We start from the raw sequence: 16101 nt of genomic DNA on the forward strand, positions 1-16101 counted from the left end.
TTAGTGAATAAGTATCCGATAAAGGGGGATGAACAGTGATTAAAGAAGATAAGTTATGCAAAGGTAAGATATAATTCTGTAATTGTGATCTTCTGCGAAATTTATCGTAGCTATTTGCCCTTTTTTGGCGCGGCGTGCCCGCAAAAGGGGCACCCACGGCACGCTCATACGCAGCGATTGGCAGAATGACGCATCGGATGGCAGCCAGCCTGGCGAATTTCTGCTACCATCCCTGCACTATTCACCTTGCACAGTGGCAGCGACTATGAAATTCGTCTCTTTTAATATCAACGGCCTGCGCGCCCGCCCACACCAACTGGCCGCCATCGTCGAAAAGCACCAGCCGGACGTGATTGGCCTGCAGGAAACCAAAGTTCACGACGATATGTTCCCTCTCGAAGAGGTCGCCAGACTAGGCTATAACGTCTTTTATCACGGCCAGAAAGGCCATTATGGCGTCGCTCTGCTGACCAAAGAGACGCCGATTGCCGTCCGCCGCGGTTTCCCGGACGATGGCGAAGAGGCTCAGCGCCGCATCATCATGGCCGAGATCCCGTCGCCGTTCGGTAACGTTACGGTGATTAATGGTTATTTCCCGCAAGGTGAAAGCCGCGATCATGAGACCAAATTCCCGGCCAAAGCGGCGTTCTATCAGAATCTGCAGAACTATCTGGAGACCGAGCTCAATAAAGAGAATCCGGTGCTGATCATGGGCGATATGAACATCAGCCCTACCGATCTCGACATCGGTATCGGTGAAGAGAACCGCAAACGCTGGCTGCGCACCGGCAAATGTTCCTTCCTGCCGGAAGAGCGGGAATGGATGGACCGCCTGCTGGGCTGGGGCCTGGTGGATACCTGGCGTCAGGCTAACCCGGACAATCAGGAGCACTTCTCGTGGTTTGATTACCGCTCCAAAGGCTTCGACGATAACCGCGGGCTGCGCATCGACCTGCTGCTGGCCAGCCAGCCTCTGGCCCAGCGCTGCGTGGAGACCGGAATCGATTATGAGATCCGCGGGATGGAAAAACCGTCCGACCACGCGCCGGTGTGGGCCACCTTCCGGCCGTAAGCCACGTCCTGACCTGCCTCCCGCCGCGCGGGGGGCAGAATTTCCTGAGCAAAATCAACAAAGCGACGGTAAACCATTGTGGCCGTCGTCTGAACAGGATACTGTCGCGCGCACTTTTTAATGTCCACCGCGTCCAGGCTGTACAGGAGACCCCTTCATGAAAAAGAAGCCATCATCCGGCCATTGGTAAAGGGCTGGGACTCATCGCGCTGGCGGCCACGCTGGCCGTTATCAGCCACCGCGTCGGTCTCCACGATCTGCTGACTCACCTGCATCTGCTGCAGGAGACCCTGCGCCATCAGGGCGCCTGGGGCTATCTGGTCTATGCAGCGCTGTTTATCATTGCCACCCTGTGCCTGATCCCCGGCAGCCTGCTGGTGATCGCCGGCGGAATACTCTTCGGCCCGCTGACCGGCTCTCTGCTCTCGTTTGCCGCCGCCACTGTCGCCTCTTCGCTATCGTTTTTGATCGCCCGCTGGCTTGGGCGCGATCTGCTGCAGCGCTATGTGGGCCATACCGCCGTCTTCCAGGCCATTGAGCGCGGTATCGCCCGCAGCGGCAGCGATTTTCTGATCCTCACCCGCCTGGTGCCGCTCTTTCCCTACAACATTCAGAATTACGCCTACGGCCTGACGGCGATCCCCTTCTGGCCTTTTACCCTGATCTCCGCCGTGACCACCCTGCCGGGCCTGGTGATCTATTCGGTGATGGCCAGCGAACTGGCTCGCGAGGGGGCGACCTTCGCCTTCGCGCTCAAGCTGAGCCTCGCCGGCGGGCTGCTGTTTGCCCTGGTGCAGATGGGCAAACGGTTTGCCCGCGCCCGCCGTGTGGCAACGCCCGGCGAGGAGGTGCGCCATGACCCGACCTGATCGCCGTCACCTGCGCCGCGCCCGGCTGGCCCTCGCCGTGGTGGCCGTTGCCGCTCTGGCCGCCTGGCTGTGGTTCCCCGGCGGGCGAGCCTTTCTGCAGCACAGCCTGACGGCGCTAGCGTCGCTGGATCCCCAGCATGTTAAAGACTTTATCGCCGCCTGGGGGGCGCAGGCGGCGCTGGTCTCTTTTGCGCTGATGATCCTCCAGGCGATCGTCGCCCCGCTGCCGGCCTTCCTGATCACCCTGGCGAACGCCGCGCTGTTCGGCGCCTTCTGGGGCGGCGCGCTGTCGTGGTTCAGCGCCATGGTCGGCGCCGGGCTCTGTTTCTGCATCGCCAGAGCGCTGGGGCGCGAGGTGGTGGAGAAACTCACCGGCCGCACGGTGCTGCGCAGCGTCGACGGCTATTTTGCCCGCTTTGGCCCGCAGACGATCCTGGTCTGTCGCCTGCTGCCGTTTGTCCCTTTTGATCCGGTCAGCTATGCCGCCGGACTGACTTCGCTGCGCTTCTGGCCCTTTATGCTGGCCACCGGCCTGGGACAGCTGCCGGCGACCATCGTCTATTCCTGGGCCGGGAGCCTGCTGACCGGAGGCGCCTTCTGGCTGGCCACTGGCCTTTCGCTGCTTTTTGCCCTGGCGGTGGTCATCTCCATCGCCAAAAATATTTACCGTGAACGTCATAAGAGATCGTCGCCATGAGCTTACCCCCGCTGGATACTGTCCCCCTGATCCTTCGTCCGCAGGCCTGGCTGCACCGTCGTCATTACGGCCAGGTGCTGAGCCCCATTCGCTGGTGGGGACGGATCCCGTGGCTGTTTTACCTGGTCTCGCTGTTCGTGGGCTATATTGAACGCCGCCGCTCGCCGCTGGATCCGGTGCTGCGCTCGCTGGTCAGCGCCCGCATCGCCCAGCTGTGCCACTGCGAATTCTGCATCGATATCACCAGCATGACCCTCGCGGCGCGGAGCGGAGGTCGCGACAAACTGCTGGCGGTCGCCGACTGGCGCAACAGTACGCTGTTTAGCGAGCAAGAGCGTCTGGCGCTGACCTATGCCGAAGCCGCCAGTCAGACGCCGCCGGAGGTGGATGATGCCCTGCGCAGCGCGATGGCGGCGCATTTTGACGCCCGGGCGCTCACCGAGCTGACCGCCCTGATTGGCCTGCAAAATTTATCAGCGCGGTTCAACGCCGCGATGGCGATCCCGGCCCAGGGGCTGTGCAAGATACCCCCCTCTTCCCCGCATAATAAGGAGTAACGATGCGCCGTTTGCGTGATTTCAGCCTCTGTCTGTACCTGCTGCTGCTCTGGCCGCTGGTGGTGAATGCCGACGACAGCTGGCGGCAGACCCAGACGGAAGCCCGTGGCCAGACCGTCTGGTTTAACGCCTGGGGCGGCGACCCGGCCGTTAACCGCTATCTGACGTGGGTCAGCGAGGAGGTCAAACGACACTACGCGATCGACCTGCGTATTGTCCCCATCGCCGACGCCGCCGATGCGGTGAAACGCATCCAGACTGAGGCGCAGGCTGGCCGTCGCCGCGGCGGTTCGGTGGATTTGCTGTGGATCAACGGCGAAAACTTTCACACCCTAAAACAGGCCAACCTGCTGCTCACCGGCTGGGCCGAATCGCTGCCCAACTGGCGCTATGTCGATCGGCAAAAGCCGGTTCAGGAAGATTTTTCTGTCGCCACCGAGGGCGCCGAGTCGCCGTGGGGCAGCGCCCAGCTGACGTTTATCGCCCGCCGCGAACAAACCCCGCAGCCTCCCACCAGCCCGCAGGCGCTGCTGGCCTTCGCCAGAGCCCATCCGGGCAGCGTAACCTACCCGCGGCCACCGGACTTCACCGGTACCGCCCTGCTGGAGCAGCTGCTGATCGCCCTCACCGACCAGCCTGCCGCCCTGCGCCAGCCGCCGCAGACGGCGACTTTCGCGGCGGTCACCGCCCCGCTGTGGCGCTATCTCGATGCGCTGCACCCTACGCTGTGGCGGGCGGGCAAGGATTTCCCGGCGTCGCCGGCACGGATGGACGCCATGCTCAACCAGGGCACCCTCCGCCTGTCGCTGACGTTTAATCCGCTCCATGCCCGGCAGAAGGCCGCCAGCGGGGAGTTACCGGCGGACAGCTACAGCTTCGGCTTTACCGGAGGGACCCTTGGCAACGTCCATTTCGTGACTATTCCGGCCAACGCGCGCGCCGTCGCCGCCGCCAAAGTGGTGGCCAATTTCCTGCTCTCCCCTGAGGCGCAATTGCGCAAGGCGGATGCCGCCGTCTGGGGCGATCCAAGCGTCCTGGACCCGCAGCGTCTACCTGACAAGCAGCGACAGGCGCTGGCGGCCACCCTGCCGCAGGATCTGCCGCCGGTGCTTGCCGAGCCGCACGCGGCGTGGGTTGACGCACTGGAGCAGGAATGGCTGCGCCGCTACGGTACCCACTGATCCTGCTGGCCTGGGGGACGATGGCGGCAATCTATCTGCCCTTATTCCCCGCCGCCGCAGGGCTGGTGTGGCCGGCGCTCTCCCCGGTCCACTGGCGGGCGCTGTTCGCCGACCCGCAGCTGGGCCAGGCGCTGGCCGCCACCCTTGTTTCCACGCTGCTGTCCGTCGGCGGCGCGTTACTGATCGCCCTGACCATCGTCGCCGCCCTCTGGCCTTCGGCCCGCTGGCGGCGACTAGCTTCCCGCCTGCCCTTGCTGCTGGCGGTGCCCCATCTAGCCCTGGCGACGGCGGCGCTGCTGCTGTTTGCCGAAGGCGGCTGGATCTGGCAGCGGCTGCCGTTTTTGACGCCGCCGGTTGACCGGTACGGCATCGGGCTTGGCCTGACGATGGCCCTGAAAGAGAGCGCCTTTGTGCTGTGGGTGATCTACGGCCTGCTGGGGGAGGCGCGCCTCGCCGACCAGGCGACAGCGCTAAAGAGCCTCGGCTACGGCCGCTGGCAGTGCCTGCGCTGGCTGGTGCTGCCTGGGCTGCTGCCCGCCCTCGGCATGGTGCTGTTGGCCGCCGCGGCCTGGAGCCTGTCGACGGTAGACGTCGCCCTGGTGCTGGGGCCCGGCAATCCGCCCACCCTCGCCGTGCTGGCGTGGCAGTGGTTAAGCCAGGGCGATGACCTGCAGCAGGCGAAAGGGGCGCTGGCCAGCCTGCTGCTGCTGGCGATCCTCGGCGGGCTAGCGCTGGTCGCCTGGGGCGGATGGCGGTTACAGCGTCGACGTCTGCCCGATCTGCGCGGCGTTCGGCATCCCCATCCTCACGCCCTGCCCGGCCGCCTGCTGGCGAGCGCCCTGCCGCTGAGCGGCCTGCTGTGCGCGCTATTGCTGGCGGGGCTGGCGCGCTCGGCGCCGCCGCAGACCGAGGCATTGATTAACAGCCTTGGTCTGGCGCTGGCGGCCTGCGCCCTCGGCGCGGCCGTCTGCCTGCTGTGGCTGGCCTGCGGTCCGGCGCGGAGAGATGGCTGGGTCTGGCTGCCGCTGGTGCTGCCGGCCCTGCCGCTGGCCGACGGCCAGTACCGGCTGGCCCTGTACGCCTGGCTAGACGGCGAATGGTGGACCGTCCTGTGGGGCCATCTGCTGTGGGTGGTGCCGTGGATGCTGTTTATTTTGCGCCCGGCCTGGCGCCAGCGCGATCCGCGGATGGCGGTGATCGCCCGCACGCTCGGCTGGGATCCCACGCGTATTTTCTGGCTGCTGACCCTGCCCTCGCTGACCCGCCCGCTGCTAACCGCCCTGGCGGTGGGTTTCTCGGTGAGCATTGCGCAGTATCTGCCAACGCTATGGCTGGGGGCAGGCCGTATCCCGACGCTTACCAGCCAGGCGGTGGCGCTCAGCAGCGGCGGCGAGGCGCAGACGCTCGCCGCCCAGGCGCTGTGGCAATTACTGCTGCCGGCGGTATGCTTTACCCTGACGTCCCTGCTGGCCTGGCTGGCGGGCCGCTATCGACGAGGACTTCGCTAGTGCTAACCGTAAACCATCTGACTCTGAGCGTGAAACGTCAGCCGCTGCTGCGGGAGGTCGCCTTCTCGGTGTCCCCGGGTGAAGTGCTGACGCTGATGGGCCCTTCCGGCAGCGGAAAATCGACGCTGTTTGCATGGATGATTGGCGCTCTGGCCGGCGACTTCCGCGCCGAGGGCGAGCTGTGGCTCAACGATCGGCGCTGCGATACGCTGCCGACGGAGCGCCGGCGCATCGGCATCCTGTTTCAGGACCCGTTGCTGTTCGACCATTTCAGCGTCGGGCAAAATTTACAGCTGGCGCTACCGGAAAGCGTGCGCGGCGAGGCGCGAAAAGCCGCGGTGGAGCAGGCGCTCAGTCGCGCCGGGCTGCATGGATTCGCCGCGCGCGACCCGGCCACGCTCTCCGGCGGACAGCGGGCGCGGGTGAGTCTGCTGCGCGCCCTGCTGGCGCGCCCCGAGGCGCTGCTGCTGGATGAGCCCTTCAGCCGCCTGGATGCCACCCTGCGCGCCGCGTTCCGCCGCTGGGTATTTGAGGAACTGGCCCGCCAGGCCATTCCGGCGATCCTGGTGACCCACGATCGCGATGACTGTCCGCCGACGGGGCGGTGCCTGGCGATGGAGCGCTGGCAATGAAGCGCAATAGCGTGCAAACCTGCGTTACCGCAAAGAAATCAACGCCTGGCAAGCGGAGAATACGCCCTCCACTTTTTACCGTCGGGCATTTCGATGAAACGTGTTTCTCAATTGACCGCACTCGCCCTGCTCATGGGGCTTGCTGCTACCACCACCTGCGCCGCTGAAACCATGCCAGCGCTCACCCTCTCCCACCTGCAACAGCAGCACGGCGTGGCCATCGACACCCGCCTGAGCGCTTATTACAACGGCTGGCCGCAGCACGTCAACGGCCCGGAAGGGCATGAGCCGCAGGCGCTGAACCTTTCCGCCCGCTGGCTCGGCGCCATGAGCGACGAGCAGCTCCAGGGCTGGGCTAAGCAGCACCAGCTCCAGCCCGATACCCCCATCGCGCTGTACGGCAGTCCTGAGGATAACGCCAGCGTCGCGGCGCGACTGAAACAAGCGGGCTTCACCCGGCTCAACGTCCTGAGCGACGCTCTGAGCCAGGGCGACCGTCTGCAAAAGCTGCCGCACTTTGAACAGCTGGTCTACCCGCAGTGGCTGCACGATCTGCAGCAAGGGAAAAGCGTGGCTGCCGCCCCGGCCGGCGACTGGAAGGTGTTTGAGGCCGCCTGGGGAGCGCCGAAGCTCTATCTGCTGAGCCATATCCCGGGCGCGGGCTATATCGACACCAATGAGGTGGAGAGCGAACCCCTTTGGAATAAAGTGTCCGATGCGCAGCTGAAGGCGATGCTGGCGAAGCACGGCATCCGCCATGACACCACGGTGATCCTCTACGGTCGCGACGTCTACGCCGCGGCGCGGGTGGCGCAGATCATGCTGTACGCCGGCGTCAAAGACGTGCGCCTGCTGGACGGCGGCTGGCAGACCTGGTCCGACGCCGGTCTGCCGGTGGCGCGCGGCATGCCGCCGACGCCGCAGCCGGCACCGGATTTTGGCGCGCCGATCCCCGGCCAGCCGCAGCTGATGCTGGATACCGGGCAGGCCCGCGGTCTGCTGCACCGCCAGGACGCCTCGCTGGTCAGCGTCCGCTCGTGGCCGGAGTTTATCGGCACCACCAGCGGCTACAGCTATATCAAACCGAAGGGCGACATCGCCGGCGCCCGCTGGGGCCATGCCGGAAGCGACTCCACGCACATGGAAGACTTCCATAACCCGGACGGCACCATGCGCAGCGCCGACGATATCGCCGCCCTGTGGCGCCAGTGGAACATCCTGCCTGACCAGCAGGTGGCGTTCTATTGCGGAACCGGCTGGCGGGCCTCGGAAACCTTCATGTATGCCCGGGCCATGGGCTGGCCGCACGTCGCCGTCTATGACGGCGGCTGGTACGAATGGAGCAGCAACCCGCACAATCCGGTCGCCCGCGGAGAACGCGGCCCGGAAAGCAGCCAGTAACGCGTCCCACCCGCGCGCGTCGTCCCCTGCCGGCGACGCGCGATTTCCCGCTCACGCCACCCGCTTTAAGGTCTGGTAGCCGCTGGCGATACGCGTCGCCGTCGTCAGCCAGCATAGCGCGCCAAACAGCCACGCCAGCCAGGCGAAATGCGCCGGAAACAAGCAGCTGAGGACAAACAGCAGGATAGTCTCCGTCCCCTCCGTCAGCCCCCCGAGATAGTGCAGCGATTTATGGGCATAGCCGGGATTGGCGATCTGGTGCTTTGCCGCCAGCGCGGCAAAGGCGAGAAAGCTGCTGCCGGTGCCGATAAAGGCAAACAGCAGCCAGCCCCCCGCCAGCGCGTTATTCTGCGGATCCGCCAGGATAAAACCGAACGGCACCAGGGCATAGAAGAGAAAATCCAGTGAGATATCGAGAAAACCGCCGGCGTCGCTAAGCCCGCGCCGCCGCGCCAGGGCGCCGTCCAGGCCGTCCAGCAGGCGGTTGAGAAGAATGGCCGCCAGCGCCGCGCCATACCACCCTAATGCCAGAAATGGCAGAGCCAGCGCGCCGATGGCAAAACCGAGCAGCGTCAGCCCGTCTGGCGAAATGCCCGGGCGGTCAAGCGCGCCGGCGGCAGTGTTAAGCAGAGGTTTGAGGCGAGGATGCAGGTGGCTATCAAGCACGGGGGTCTCCAGCAGAGTTGGCGGTTGTCAGTGAAGGTCTATGGCGGTGATAATAGGCCAGTTTGGTCTTATTAACGTTGATGCTTATGCTAAAAATGATTGAAGTTGTCGCCGCCATTATTGAACAGGATGGCAAAATTCTGCTGGCGCAGCGCCCGCCCCACGCCGACCAGCCGGGAATGTGGGAATTCGCCGGCGGCAAAGTGGAGCCGGGTGAAAGCCAGCCGCAGGCGCTGGCCCGGGAGCTGCGGGAGGAGATGGGCATCATCGCCCACCCGGCATGCTATATCGCCAGCCATCAGCGGGAAGTCTCCGGTCGCCAGATCCATCTGCACGCCTGGTGGGTACCGAACTTTCAGGGCGCGCCGCTGGCCCACTATCACAGCCAGCTGCGCTGGTGCCTTCCTGCCGACGCCTTAACCCTCGATCTCGCCCCGGCCGATATCCCCCTCCTGCACGCCTTTATCGCCCAGCGCCCGTCCCTTTCTCCCCGCTGATCCGCTCGCCGCCTCGTCATCGTTTTTAGTTATGACGGGCGGACAATTATAAATTTTGCTGACGGCTTAATTTTTCCTTGCTTGCCTAAGGATTAGCGGTGTTATAGTCGGAAAATCGGTTTTTTCAAGGACCGAATCATAATAAATACACGCAACCACAACCATAAGGGGAACTTATATCTATGGATCAGACGTGCACTCTGGAAGGCTTTCTCACCCGCGTTCAACAGCGCGATCCTCATCAAACCGAATTTGCTCAAGCCGTCCGGGAGGTCATGACCACCCTGTGGCCTTTCCTTGAGGAAAATCCGCGCTATCGTCAGCTTGCTTTGCTGGAACGTCTGGTGGAACCGGAGCGCGTGATCCAGTTCCGCGTGGTGTGGGTGGACGACTGCAATCAGGTCCAGGTCAACCGCGCGTGGCGCGTGCAGTTCAACTCGGCCATCGGCCCGTATAAGGGCGGGATGCGCTTCCATCCGTCGGTGAATCTGTCGATTCTCAAATTCCTTGGCTTCGAGCAGACCTTCAAAAACGCCCTGACCACCCTGCCGATGGGCGGCGGGAAAGGCGGCAGCGATTTCGATCCTAAGGGCAAGAGCGATGGCGAAGTGATGCGCTTCTGCCAGGCGCTGATGACCGAGCTCTATCGCCATCTTGGCCCGGATACCGACGTACCGGCAGGCGATATCGGCGTCGGCGGCCGCGAGGTCGGCTTTATGGCCGGCATGATGCGCAAACTCTCTAACAACAGCGCCTGCGTCTTCACCGGTAAAGGCCTCTCCTTCGGCGGCAGCCTAATCCGTCCGGAAGCCACCGGTTACGGCCTGATCTACTTCACCGAAGCAATGCTCAAACGTCACGGCCTCGGCTTCGAAGGCGCTCGCGTGGCGGTCTCCGGCTCCGGCAACGTCGCGCAATACGCCATTGAGAAAGCGATGGAGCTTGGCGCGCGGGTGGTCACCGCCTCCGACTCCAACGGCACCGTCGTTGACGAGGCGGGCTTCACCAAAGAAAAACTGGCCCGCCTGATCGACATCAAAGAGCGTGCCCACGGCCGGGTGGCCGACTACGCCCGCGAGTTTGGCCTCACCTATCTCGAAGGCCAGCAGCCATGGTCAGTGCCAGTGGATATCGCCTTGCCTTGCGCCACTCAGAACGAACTGGACGTCGATGCCGCCCGCCAGCTGATTGCCAACGGCGTGAAGGCCGTGGCGGAAGGCGCCAACATGCCGACCACCATCGCCGCGACCGATCTGTTCCTTGAAGCTGGCGTGCTGTTTGCCCCGGGCAAAGCGGCCAACGCCGGCGGCGTGGCGACGTCCGGTCTGGAGATGGCGCAGAACGCCGCGCGCATGGGCTGGAAAGCGGAAAAAGTGGATGCCCGCCTGCATCACATTATGCTGGATATCCACCACGCCTGCGTGCAGTACGGCGGTGAAGCGAAGCAGACCAACTACGTGCGCGGCGCCAATATCGCCGGTTTCGTGAAGGTGGCGGATGCCATGCTCGCCCAGGGCGTGATTTAACCTCCCCTGACGCCCTCCCGGCGGCTGCCCGCCGGGAGGCGTCTCACGACGTCATCGTGATCACCACTTTCCCCAGATGTTGACCACTGTCCAGACAGGCATGCGCCTCGGCAATCTCCGCCATCGGGTAGCTGGCGTAGATCATCGGCTTGCATTTCCCTGCCTCAAGCAGCGGCCAGACGTGGCGCCGCAGCGCCTCGGCAATCTCCTGTTTCTCCGCCGCCGTCCGGCCGCGCATGGTGGAGCCGGTGACGGTGGCCCGCTTGAGCATCAGGGTCTGAACATCCACCTCATGAGCGATTCGCCCGCCCATAAAGCCGATGATCACCAGCCGTCCATCCTTTTTCAGTAGCCCCAGGTTGCGGTTAAAGTAAGGGCCGCCCACGATATCCAGAATGACATCCACCCCTTCATCGTTGGTCAGTTGGTGAATTTTCTCTGCGAAATCTTCGGTTTTGTAGTTGATCGCCGTGGCGTAGGGTCGCAGCGCGGCAATTTTTTCGTCCTGGCCGACGGTGGCATAGACGCTCATCCCCAGCGCGTGACACAGCAGGACCGCGGTGGTGCCAATCCCGCTGGCGCCGCCGTGGATCAGAATGCTCTCGCCGGACTGCAGCTTACCGAGCTGGAAAACGTTCGCCCACACCGTGAAGAAGGTTTCCGGAATGGCGGCCGCTTCGCTAAAGCTGAGGCCCGCCGGGATCGGCAGCGTCTGGCCTGCCGGGACGGCGCAGTATTCGGCATACCCGCCGCCGTTGGTCAGCGCGCAGACGCGATCCCCGGGGGCAAAGGTTGTGACCTGCGCGCCGACCTTCACGACCACGCCCGCCACCTCGAGGCCAGGCACGGGGGTGACGCCCTCAGGCATGGGATACAGCCCCTGGCGCTGCAGAATATCCGGCCGGTTGACGCCCGCCGCTTTCACCTCGATGAGCACCTCATGCTCCCCGACGGTGGGGATCTCACCTTCGCGGATCTGCAATACTTCCGGGCCGCCCGGTTGGCTGATAGCGATATATTTCACGGGTCCTCCTTATCGCCTGGGAGAGAAATGAGCAACGGCATCGGGAAGGGCAATGGGCATCCCTGTTTTGAGAGGGTCGTCAACCCCTTCCCGGCTGTTTAGTGTAGACCATTGACCTGGCGGGGGGAGAAACGGCGGCCGCGGGGAATCGCATCCTCGCGGCCGCCGGACGGGTTATTGCGGCGGCGGCGCGGCATCGTCTGCCGCTTTTTTGCCTTTCGCTTTGCCTTTGCCCTTACTGAAGGATTTTTTCGCCCCGCCAGGCGCCACCAGACCGCGGAACTGGCGCACCGGCGTGCTGCGCGCCTGCTCGATCAGCTGATACAGCGTCCCCACCAGCGGCTGCATAAAGTCCTGATAGCGGCACTGTTTCTCGCTGATTTGCGTCAATACCGACTCCCAGTGGGCGGTCATGTCCGGTCGCCCGGCCATCTCCGGCAGGGAATGAATCAGCGCCCTTCCGGCCTCCGAGGAGTGAATATAGCGCCCCTTTTTGCTCAGGAAACCGCGCTTAAACAACAGTTCGATAATCCCGGCGCGGGTCGCTTCGGTGCCGAGTCCGTCGGTGGCGCGGAGGATCTTCTTCAGATCTTTATCCTGCACGAAGCGGGCAATCCCGGTCATCGCCGACAGCAGCGTGGCGTCGGTAAAGTGGCGCGGCGGCTGCGTCTGGCGCTCCACCACCTCGCCCCTCTCGCACAGCAGTTCATCGCCTTTGGCCACCACCGGCAGCGGCGTGCCGTCGTTCTCTTCATCGCGCTCTTTGCTGCCAAGCAGCGTCCGCCAGCCCGCCTCGGCCAGAAAACGCGCTTTGGCGACAAATTTGCCGTTGGCGATCTCAAGGTCAATCTGGCATTTACGGAACACCGCGTCAGGGCAGAACTGCATCAGATACTGCCGGGCGATCAGGGTGTAGACCTTCGCTTCGTTATCGGTGAGTTTGACCTGGCTGCTGCGGGCGGTCGGGATAATCGCATGGTGCGCGTCGACCTTTTTATCATCCCAGCAGCGGTTGCGGATCTCCGGATCCACCACTGGCTGCGGCAGCAGATCCGCCGCATGGACGGCAATCGCATTCAGCACCGCATGGCGGCCGGCGAAATGCTCTTCCGGCAGGTAGCGGCTGTCCGAACGCGGATAGGTGATGAGCTTGTGGGTTTCATACAGCTTCTGGCAGATATCCAGCACGTTTTGCGCGCTGAAGCCGAAACGTTTGGCCGCCTCAATCTGCAGCGCCGACAGCGAAAACGGCAGCGGCGCGGGTTCGGAATCGCGCTTATCGTTATAGCCGGTCACCAGCGCCGGCTGGCCTTCGATACGCTTAACCACGTGCTCGGCCAGCGGACGATGCAGCAGGCGCCCTTCTTCATCCTGGTAAGGTTCGCAGGCTTCGCTCGGCACCCAGGTCGCGACAAAGCGCTCCTCCTGCGGCGTGACGATATGCGCTTTGACGTCGAAGAAATCTTTGGCGACGAAGTTTTCAATCTCTTCATCGCGGCGCACCACCAGGCCGAGCACCGGGGTCTGCACCCGTCCCACGGAGAGCACCCCCTGATAGCCAGCGTTGCGCCCCAGCAGAGTATAGGCCCGGGTCATATTGATGCCGTACAGCCAGTCGGCGCGCGCCCGCGCCAGCGCCGACACGCAAAGCGGCACAAACTCGCTGTTGGCGCGCAGGCGGTTGATCGCCCGCTCCACCGCCTGCGAGTTGAGATCGTTTATCAGACAGCGCTGCACCTGCTGGCGCTTCTCCGGCGCCAGCTGCAGGTAGTCGAGGACCTCGTCCACCAGCAGTTGCCCTTCACGGTCGGGGTCGCCAGCGTGGATAACCTCCTCGGCGTCGCCGAGCAGGCGCTTGATCACATTCAGCTGTTTGGTGACCGAAGGTTTGGGCTGCAGCTGCCATTTCTCCGGCACAATCGGCAGGTCGGTGAGATTCCAGCGGGCATAGCGGCTGTCATAGACGTCCGGCTGCGCCTGCTCCAGCAGGTGACCGATACACCAGGTGACCACCTGCCCGTTGCCGCACTCAATATAGCCATCGCCTTTGCGGTGCGGTTTAGGCAACACATCGGCGATAGCCCGACCGAGACTCGGTTTTTCTGCAATAAACAACCGCATCGAATCAACGGATCTCGATCATCGGTCGCCCGCCGCGGGCGGTCACCAGCTCGCCGATGGCGGCCAGCTTAATACCGAACTCCGCCGCGGCGGCCTGGACTTCCGCCTCCGCCTCCGGGGTCACCGCCAGCAGCAGACCGCCTGAGGTCTGTGGGTCGCACAGCAGATCGCGCCACGCCGTCGGCATCTCGCCCATCAAATGGCCGTAGCTGGCGAAGTTGCGCCCGGTGCCGCCCGGCACCGCGCCGGCGGCGATATACTCCTCCACCCCCGGCAGTTTCGGGATATCGGCATAGCGCAGTTGCGCCTGCACGCCGGCCCCGCGGCACACCTCGCTGAGGTGGCCGAGCAGGCCAAAGCCGGTGACGTCGGTCATCGCCTTCACCCCGTCGATAGCGGCAAACGCGGCGCCGGCGAGGTTCATCTGGCACATGGTCTCCGTCGCCAGCCCCTGATGCTCTGGCTTGAGCAGCGATTTTTTCTCCGCGGTGGTCAGCACGCCGATCCCCAGCGGTTTGGTGAGATACAGTTTGCAGCCCGCCTGCGCGGTGCTGTTTTTCTTGATGCGCTCGGTGGGCACCACGCCGGTGACCGCCAGACCAAAGATCGGCTCAGGAGCGTCAATGGAGTGGCCGCCCGCCAGCGCGATCCCGGCCTGCTGGCAGGCAAAGCGCCCGCCCTCCACCACGTCGCGGGCGATTTCCGGCGCCAGGGTGTTGATCGGCCAGCCGAGAATGGCAATCGCCATAATCGGTTTCCCGCCCATGGCGAAAATATCGCTGATGGCGTTGGTGGCGGCAATGCGGCCAAAGTCGAACGGATTATCGACAATCGGCATAAAGAAGTCGGTGGTGCTGACGATTGACGTGCCATTACCAAGATCGTAAACGGCGGCATCATCGCTGGTTTCGTTGCCGACAAGCAGGTTCGGGTCGACAAACTTCGCCTGCTCGCTATGCAGGATGGTTTCCAGCACTTTCGGGGAAATTTTACAACCACAACCGGCTCCGTGGCTGTATTGCGTTAAACGAATGGCTTGCTCGCTCATGGACATCTCCTGTCATTGCAATCCCGCTATGTTAGCGCCCAAACGTCAGGGTGGTAAGTACGACAGTCTGAAATCGCGTATGGTTGCTCATTAAGCAGACAAAAAGCCGTTTTTGCGAGACGCGGCAATTTTTTCCCGACCATTTTCACTTTTACTTAAAGATGACAGAAATGTGACAACCCAGGACTGTCTTCTCTGGAATGATTATGACGTAAGGAAATTCTAATGAAAAAGCGTGTTCTTGCCCTTTGCCTGGCCAGTTTCTTCTCCGTTAACGCCTTCGCGCTGGTTCCCCCCGGTAACGATGTCACCACCAAGCCCGATCTCTACTATCTGACCAATGCCCAGGCTATCGACAGCCTGGCGCTGTTGCCGCCGCCGCCGGCGGTGGGCAGTATCGCGTTCTTAAACGATCAGGCGATGTATGAGCAGGGGCGCCTGCTGCGCAACACCGAGCGCGGGAAGCTGGCGGCAGAGGATGCCAACCTCAGCGCGGGCGGCGTGGCTAACGCCTTCTCCAGCGCCTTTGGCTCGCCGATCACCGAAAAGGACGCGCCGCAGCTCCATAAGCTGTTGACCAATATGATTGAAGACGCCGGCGATCTGGCGACCCGCGGCGCGAAAGAGAAGTATATGCGCATTCGCCCGTTTGCCTTCTACGGTGTCTCCACCTGCAACACCACCGAGCAGGACAAGCTGGCGAAAAACGGCTCTTACCCATCCGGGCATACCTCCATCGGCTGGGCCACCGCCCTGGTGCTGGCGGAGATCAACCCGCAGCGGCAGAACGAAATTTTGAAGCGCGGCTATGAGCTCGGCGAGAGCCGGGTGATCTGCGGCTATCACTGGCAGAGCGATGTCGATGCGGCGCGCATCGTCGGCTCCGCGGTGGTCGCCACGCTGCACACCAACCCGGCCTTCCAGCAGCAGTTGCAGAAAGCCAAAGACGAATTCGCCAAAACGCAGAAGTAACGTCACCGCCGTTGAACTCCCGGATACGGCGCCTGGCGCGCCTTATCCGGGCTACCTTTGGGGCTGCAGGCCGGGTCCGGCGCACGCCGCCGCCCGGCATAGATGCGGCTCCGAGCCTGCTGCCATCGCCCGGCGGCGCTGTGCTTGCGCGGGCCTACATTAAGGGGTATCCGTCTGATATAAGGATGGTTATGTAGGCCGGGTAAGGCGCAGCCGCCACCCGGCGAAATAACGGCACAATCGTAAATTTCCCTGCTCGCGCTGCGCTTAGCAGGGCTACCACTCCTGTGTTATGTCCGGGCAGATGGCGCTCCCGATATATCTTCTGCG

General features: G+C 63.4%; 16 protein-coding genes. 11 read left to right on the forward strand and 5 right to left on the reverse strand.

Features of this window, described 5'->3' with window-relative positions; all coding sequences use genetic code 11:
- The first annotated feature begins 265 nt into the window (after nt 1–265).
- Nucleotides 266–1072 carry an exodeoxyribonuclease III gene (xthA, locus tag ACOI6Z_RS23365; RefSeq protein ID WP_023289293.1) on the forward strand — a complete coding sequence of 269 codons (807 nt, stop codon included), beginning with the start codon at nt 266–268 and terminating at the stop codon, nt 1070–1072.
- 155 nt (nt 1073–1227) lie between these two features.
- On the opposite strand, the gene ACOI6Z_RS23370 is transcribed toward xthA, so the two are convergent.
- On the reverse strand, nt 1228–1371 hold the full coding sequence (locus ACOI6Z_RS23370) for a hypothetical protein (RefSeq protein ID WP_023289292.1): 144 nt from the start codon (nt 1369–1371) through the stop codon (nt 1228–1230).
- On the opposite strand from ACOI6Z_RS23370, the gene ACOI6Z_RS23375 reads away from it, so the two are divergent.
- From ACOI6Z_RS23375 to ACOI6Z_RS23405, 7 genes are all read left to right on the forward strand, one after another.
- Nucleotides 1303–1941: a TVP38/TMEM64 family protein gene (locus ACOI6Z_RS23375; protein ID WP_223822588.1), complete on the forward strand. Its 639-nt coding sequence runs from the start codon at nt 1303–1305 to the stop codon at nt 1939–1941. The genes ACOI6Z_RS23370 and ACOI6Z_RS23375 overlap by 69 nt on opposite strands.
- Complete coding sequence (locus tag ACOI6Z_RS23380) at nt 1928–2638, forward strand: TVP38/TMEM64 family protein (protein ID WP_044522410.1); 711 nt, start codon at nt 1928–1930, stop codon at nt 2636–2638. Before ACOI6Z_RS23375 ends, ACOI6Z_RS23380 begins: the two co-directional genes overlap by 14 nt.
- On the forward strand, nt 2635–3195 hold the full coding sequence (locus tag ACOI6Z_RS23385; RefSeq protein ID WP_032452523.1) for a carboxymuconolactone decarboxylase family protein: 561 nt from the start codon (nt 2635–2637) through the stop codon (nt 3193–3195). The genes ACOI6Z_RS23380 and ACOI6Z_RS23385 overlap by 4 nt, the downstream gene beginning before the upstream one ends.
- A gap of 2 nt (nt 3196–3197) precedes the next feature.
- Nucleotides 3198–4376, forward strand: coding sequence for an ABC transporter substrate-binding protein (locus ACOI6Z_RS23390; RefSeq protein ID WP_044522407.1), 1179 nt, complete (start codon nt 3198–3200; stop codon nt 4374–4376).
- A complete protein-coding gene (locus tag ACOI6Z_RS23395) occupies nt 4349–5884 on the forward strand; it encodes an ABC transporter permease subunit (protein ID WP_101991854.1) in 1536 nt (511 codons plus the stop codon). The genes ACOI6Z_RS23390 and ACOI6Z_RS23395 overlap by 28 nt, the downstream gene beginning before the upstream one ends.
- Nucleotides 5884–6516, forward strand: a complete 633-nt coding sequence (locus tag ACOI6Z_RS23400) for an ATP-binding cassette domain-containing protein (RefSeq protein WP_101991853.1) — start codon at nt 5884–5886, stop codon at nt 6514–6516. The genes ACOI6Z_RS23395 and ACOI6Z_RS23400 overlap by 1 nt, the downstream gene beginning before the upstream one ends.
- A 93-nt stretch (nt 6517–6609) precedes the next feature.
- On the forward strand, nt 6610–7917 hold the full coding sequence (locus tag ACOI6Z_RS23405; RefSeq protein ID WP_064158342.1) for a sulfurtransferase: 1308 nt from the start codon (nt 6610–6612) through the stop codon (nt 7915–7917).
- Nucleotides 7918–7968: 51 nt separating this feature from the next.
- Here the strand turns inward: ACOI6Z_RS23405 and ACOI6Z_RS23410 are convergent, their stop codons facing one another.
- Entirely contained in the window at nt 7969–8583 is a 615-nt protein-coding gene (locus tag ACOI6Z_RS23410; RefSeq protein ID WP_072422037.1) for a CDP-alcohol phosphatidyltransferase family protein, read from the reverse strand.
- Nucleotides 8584–8669: 86 nt separating this feature from the next.
- On the opposite strand from ACOI6Z_RS23410, the gene ACOI6Z_RS23415 reads away from it, so the two are divergent.
- A complete protein-coding gene (locus ACOI6Z_RS23415) occupies nt 8670–9080 on the forward strand; it encodes a pyrimidine (deoxy)nucleoside triphosphate diphosphatase (protein WP_023289283.1) in 411 nt (136 codons plus the stop codon).
- 182 nt (nt 9081–9262) lie between these two features.
- Entirely contained in the window at nt 9263–10606 is a 1344-nt protein-coding gene (gene gdhA, locus ACOI6Z_RS23420; RefSeq protein ID WP_112201678.1) for an NADP-specific glutamate dehydrogenase, read from the forward strand.
- 43 nt (nt 10607–10649) lie between these two features.
- On the opposite strand, the gene ACOI6Z_RS23425 is transcribed toward gdhA, so the two are convergent.
- The 3 genes from ACOI6Z_RS23425 to selD all read right to left on the reverse strand — a co-directional run bounded on the left by ACOI6Z_RS23425 (nt 10650) and on the right by selD (nt 14799).
- Nucleotides 10650–11630: an NAD(P)H-quinone oxidoreductase gene (locus ACOI6Z_RS23425; protein ID WP_420687526.1), complete on the reverse strand. Its 981-nt coding sequence runs from the start codon at nt 11628–11630 to the stop codon at nt 10650–10652.
- Between the two features lie 174 nt (nt 11631–11804).
- A complete protein-coding gene (locus tag ACOI6Z_RS23430; RefSeq protein WP_241508750.1) occupies nt 11805–13751 on the reverse strand; it encodes a DNA topoisomerase III in 1947 nt (648 codons plus the stop codon).
- A 4-nt stretch (nt 13752–13755) separates the two neighbouring features.
- Nucleotides 13756–14799, reverse strand: coding sequence for a selenide, water dikinase SelD (selD, locus tag ACOI6Z_RS23435; RefSeq protein WP_044522394.1), 1044 nt, complete (start codon nt 14797–14799; stop codon nt 13756–13758).
- A gap of 225 nt (nt 14800–15024) precedes the next feature.
- On the opposite strand from selD, the gene phoC reads away from it, so the two are divergent.
- On the forward strand, nt 15025–15771 hold the full coding sequence (gene phoC, locus ACOI6Z_RS23440; RefSeq protein WP_004203793.1) for an acid phosphatase PhoC: 747 nt from the start codon (nt 15025–15027) through the stop codon (nt 15769–15771).
- Nucleotides 15772–16101 lie beyond the last annotated feature (330 nt).

The sequence above is a fragment of the Klebsiella sp. C239 genome, from assembly GCF_048822715.1.
Taxonomy (GTDB): domain Bacteria; phylum Pseudomonadota; class Gammaproteobacteria; order Enterobacterales; family Enterobacteriaceae; genus Klebsiella; species Klebsiella quasipneumoniae.

What these genes read in the sequence shown, in the direction of transcription:
- xthA (WP_023289293.1), top strand. Translation starts at nt 266, where the DNA reads ATGAAATTCGTCTCTTTTAATATCAACGGCCTGCGCGCCCGCCCACAC.
- ACOI6Z_RS23370 (WP_023289292.1), bottom strand. Translation starts at nt 1,371, where the DNA reads ATGGCGCAGGGTCTCCTGCAGCAGATGCAGGTGAGTCAGCAGATCGTG.
- ACOI6Z_RS23380 (WP_044522410.1), top strand. Translation starts at nt 1,928, where the DNA reads ATGACCCGACCTGATCGCCGTCACCTGCGCCGCGCCCGGCTGGCCCTC.
- ACOI6Z_RS23385 (WP_032452523.1), top strand. Translation starts at nt 2,635, where the DNA reads ATGAGCTTACCCCCGCTGGATACTGTCCCCCTGATCCTTCGTCCGCAG.
- ACOI6Z_RS23390 (WP_044522407.1), top strand. Translation starts at nt 3,198, where the DNA reads ATGCGCCGTTTGCGTGATTTCAGCCTCTGTCTGTACCTGCTGCTGCTC.
- ACOI6Z_RS23395 (WP_101991854.1), top strand. Translation starts at nt 4,349, where the DNA reads ATGGCTGCGCCGCTACGGTACCCACTGATCCTGCTGGCCTGGGGGACG.
- ACOI6Z_RS23405 (WP_064158342.1), top strand. Translation starts at nt 6,610, where the DNA reads ATGAAACGTGTTTCTCAATTGACCGCACTCGCCCTGCTCATGGGGCTT.
- ACOI6Z_RS23415 (WP_023289283.1), top strand. Translation starts at nt 8,670, where the DNA reads ATGCTAAAAATGATTGAAGTTGTCGCCGCCATTATTGAACAGGATGGC.
- gdhA (WP_112201678.1), top strand. Translation starts at nt 9,263, where the DNA reads ATGGATCAGACGTGCACTCTGGAAGGCTTTCTCACCCGCGTTCAACAG.
- ACOI6Z_RS23430 (WP_241508750.1), bottom strand. Translation starts at nt 13,751, where the DNA reads ATGCGGTTGTTTATTGCAGAAAAACCGAGTCTCGGTCGGGCTATCGCC.
- selD (WP_044522394.1), bottom strand. Translation starts at nt 14,799, where the DNA reads ATGAGCGAGCAAGCCATTCGTTTAACGCAATACAGCCACGGAGCCGGT.
- phoC (WP_004203793.1), top strand. Translation starts at nt 15,025, where the DNA reads ATGAAAAAGCGTGTTCTTGCCCTTTGCCTGGCCAGTTTCTTCTCCGTT.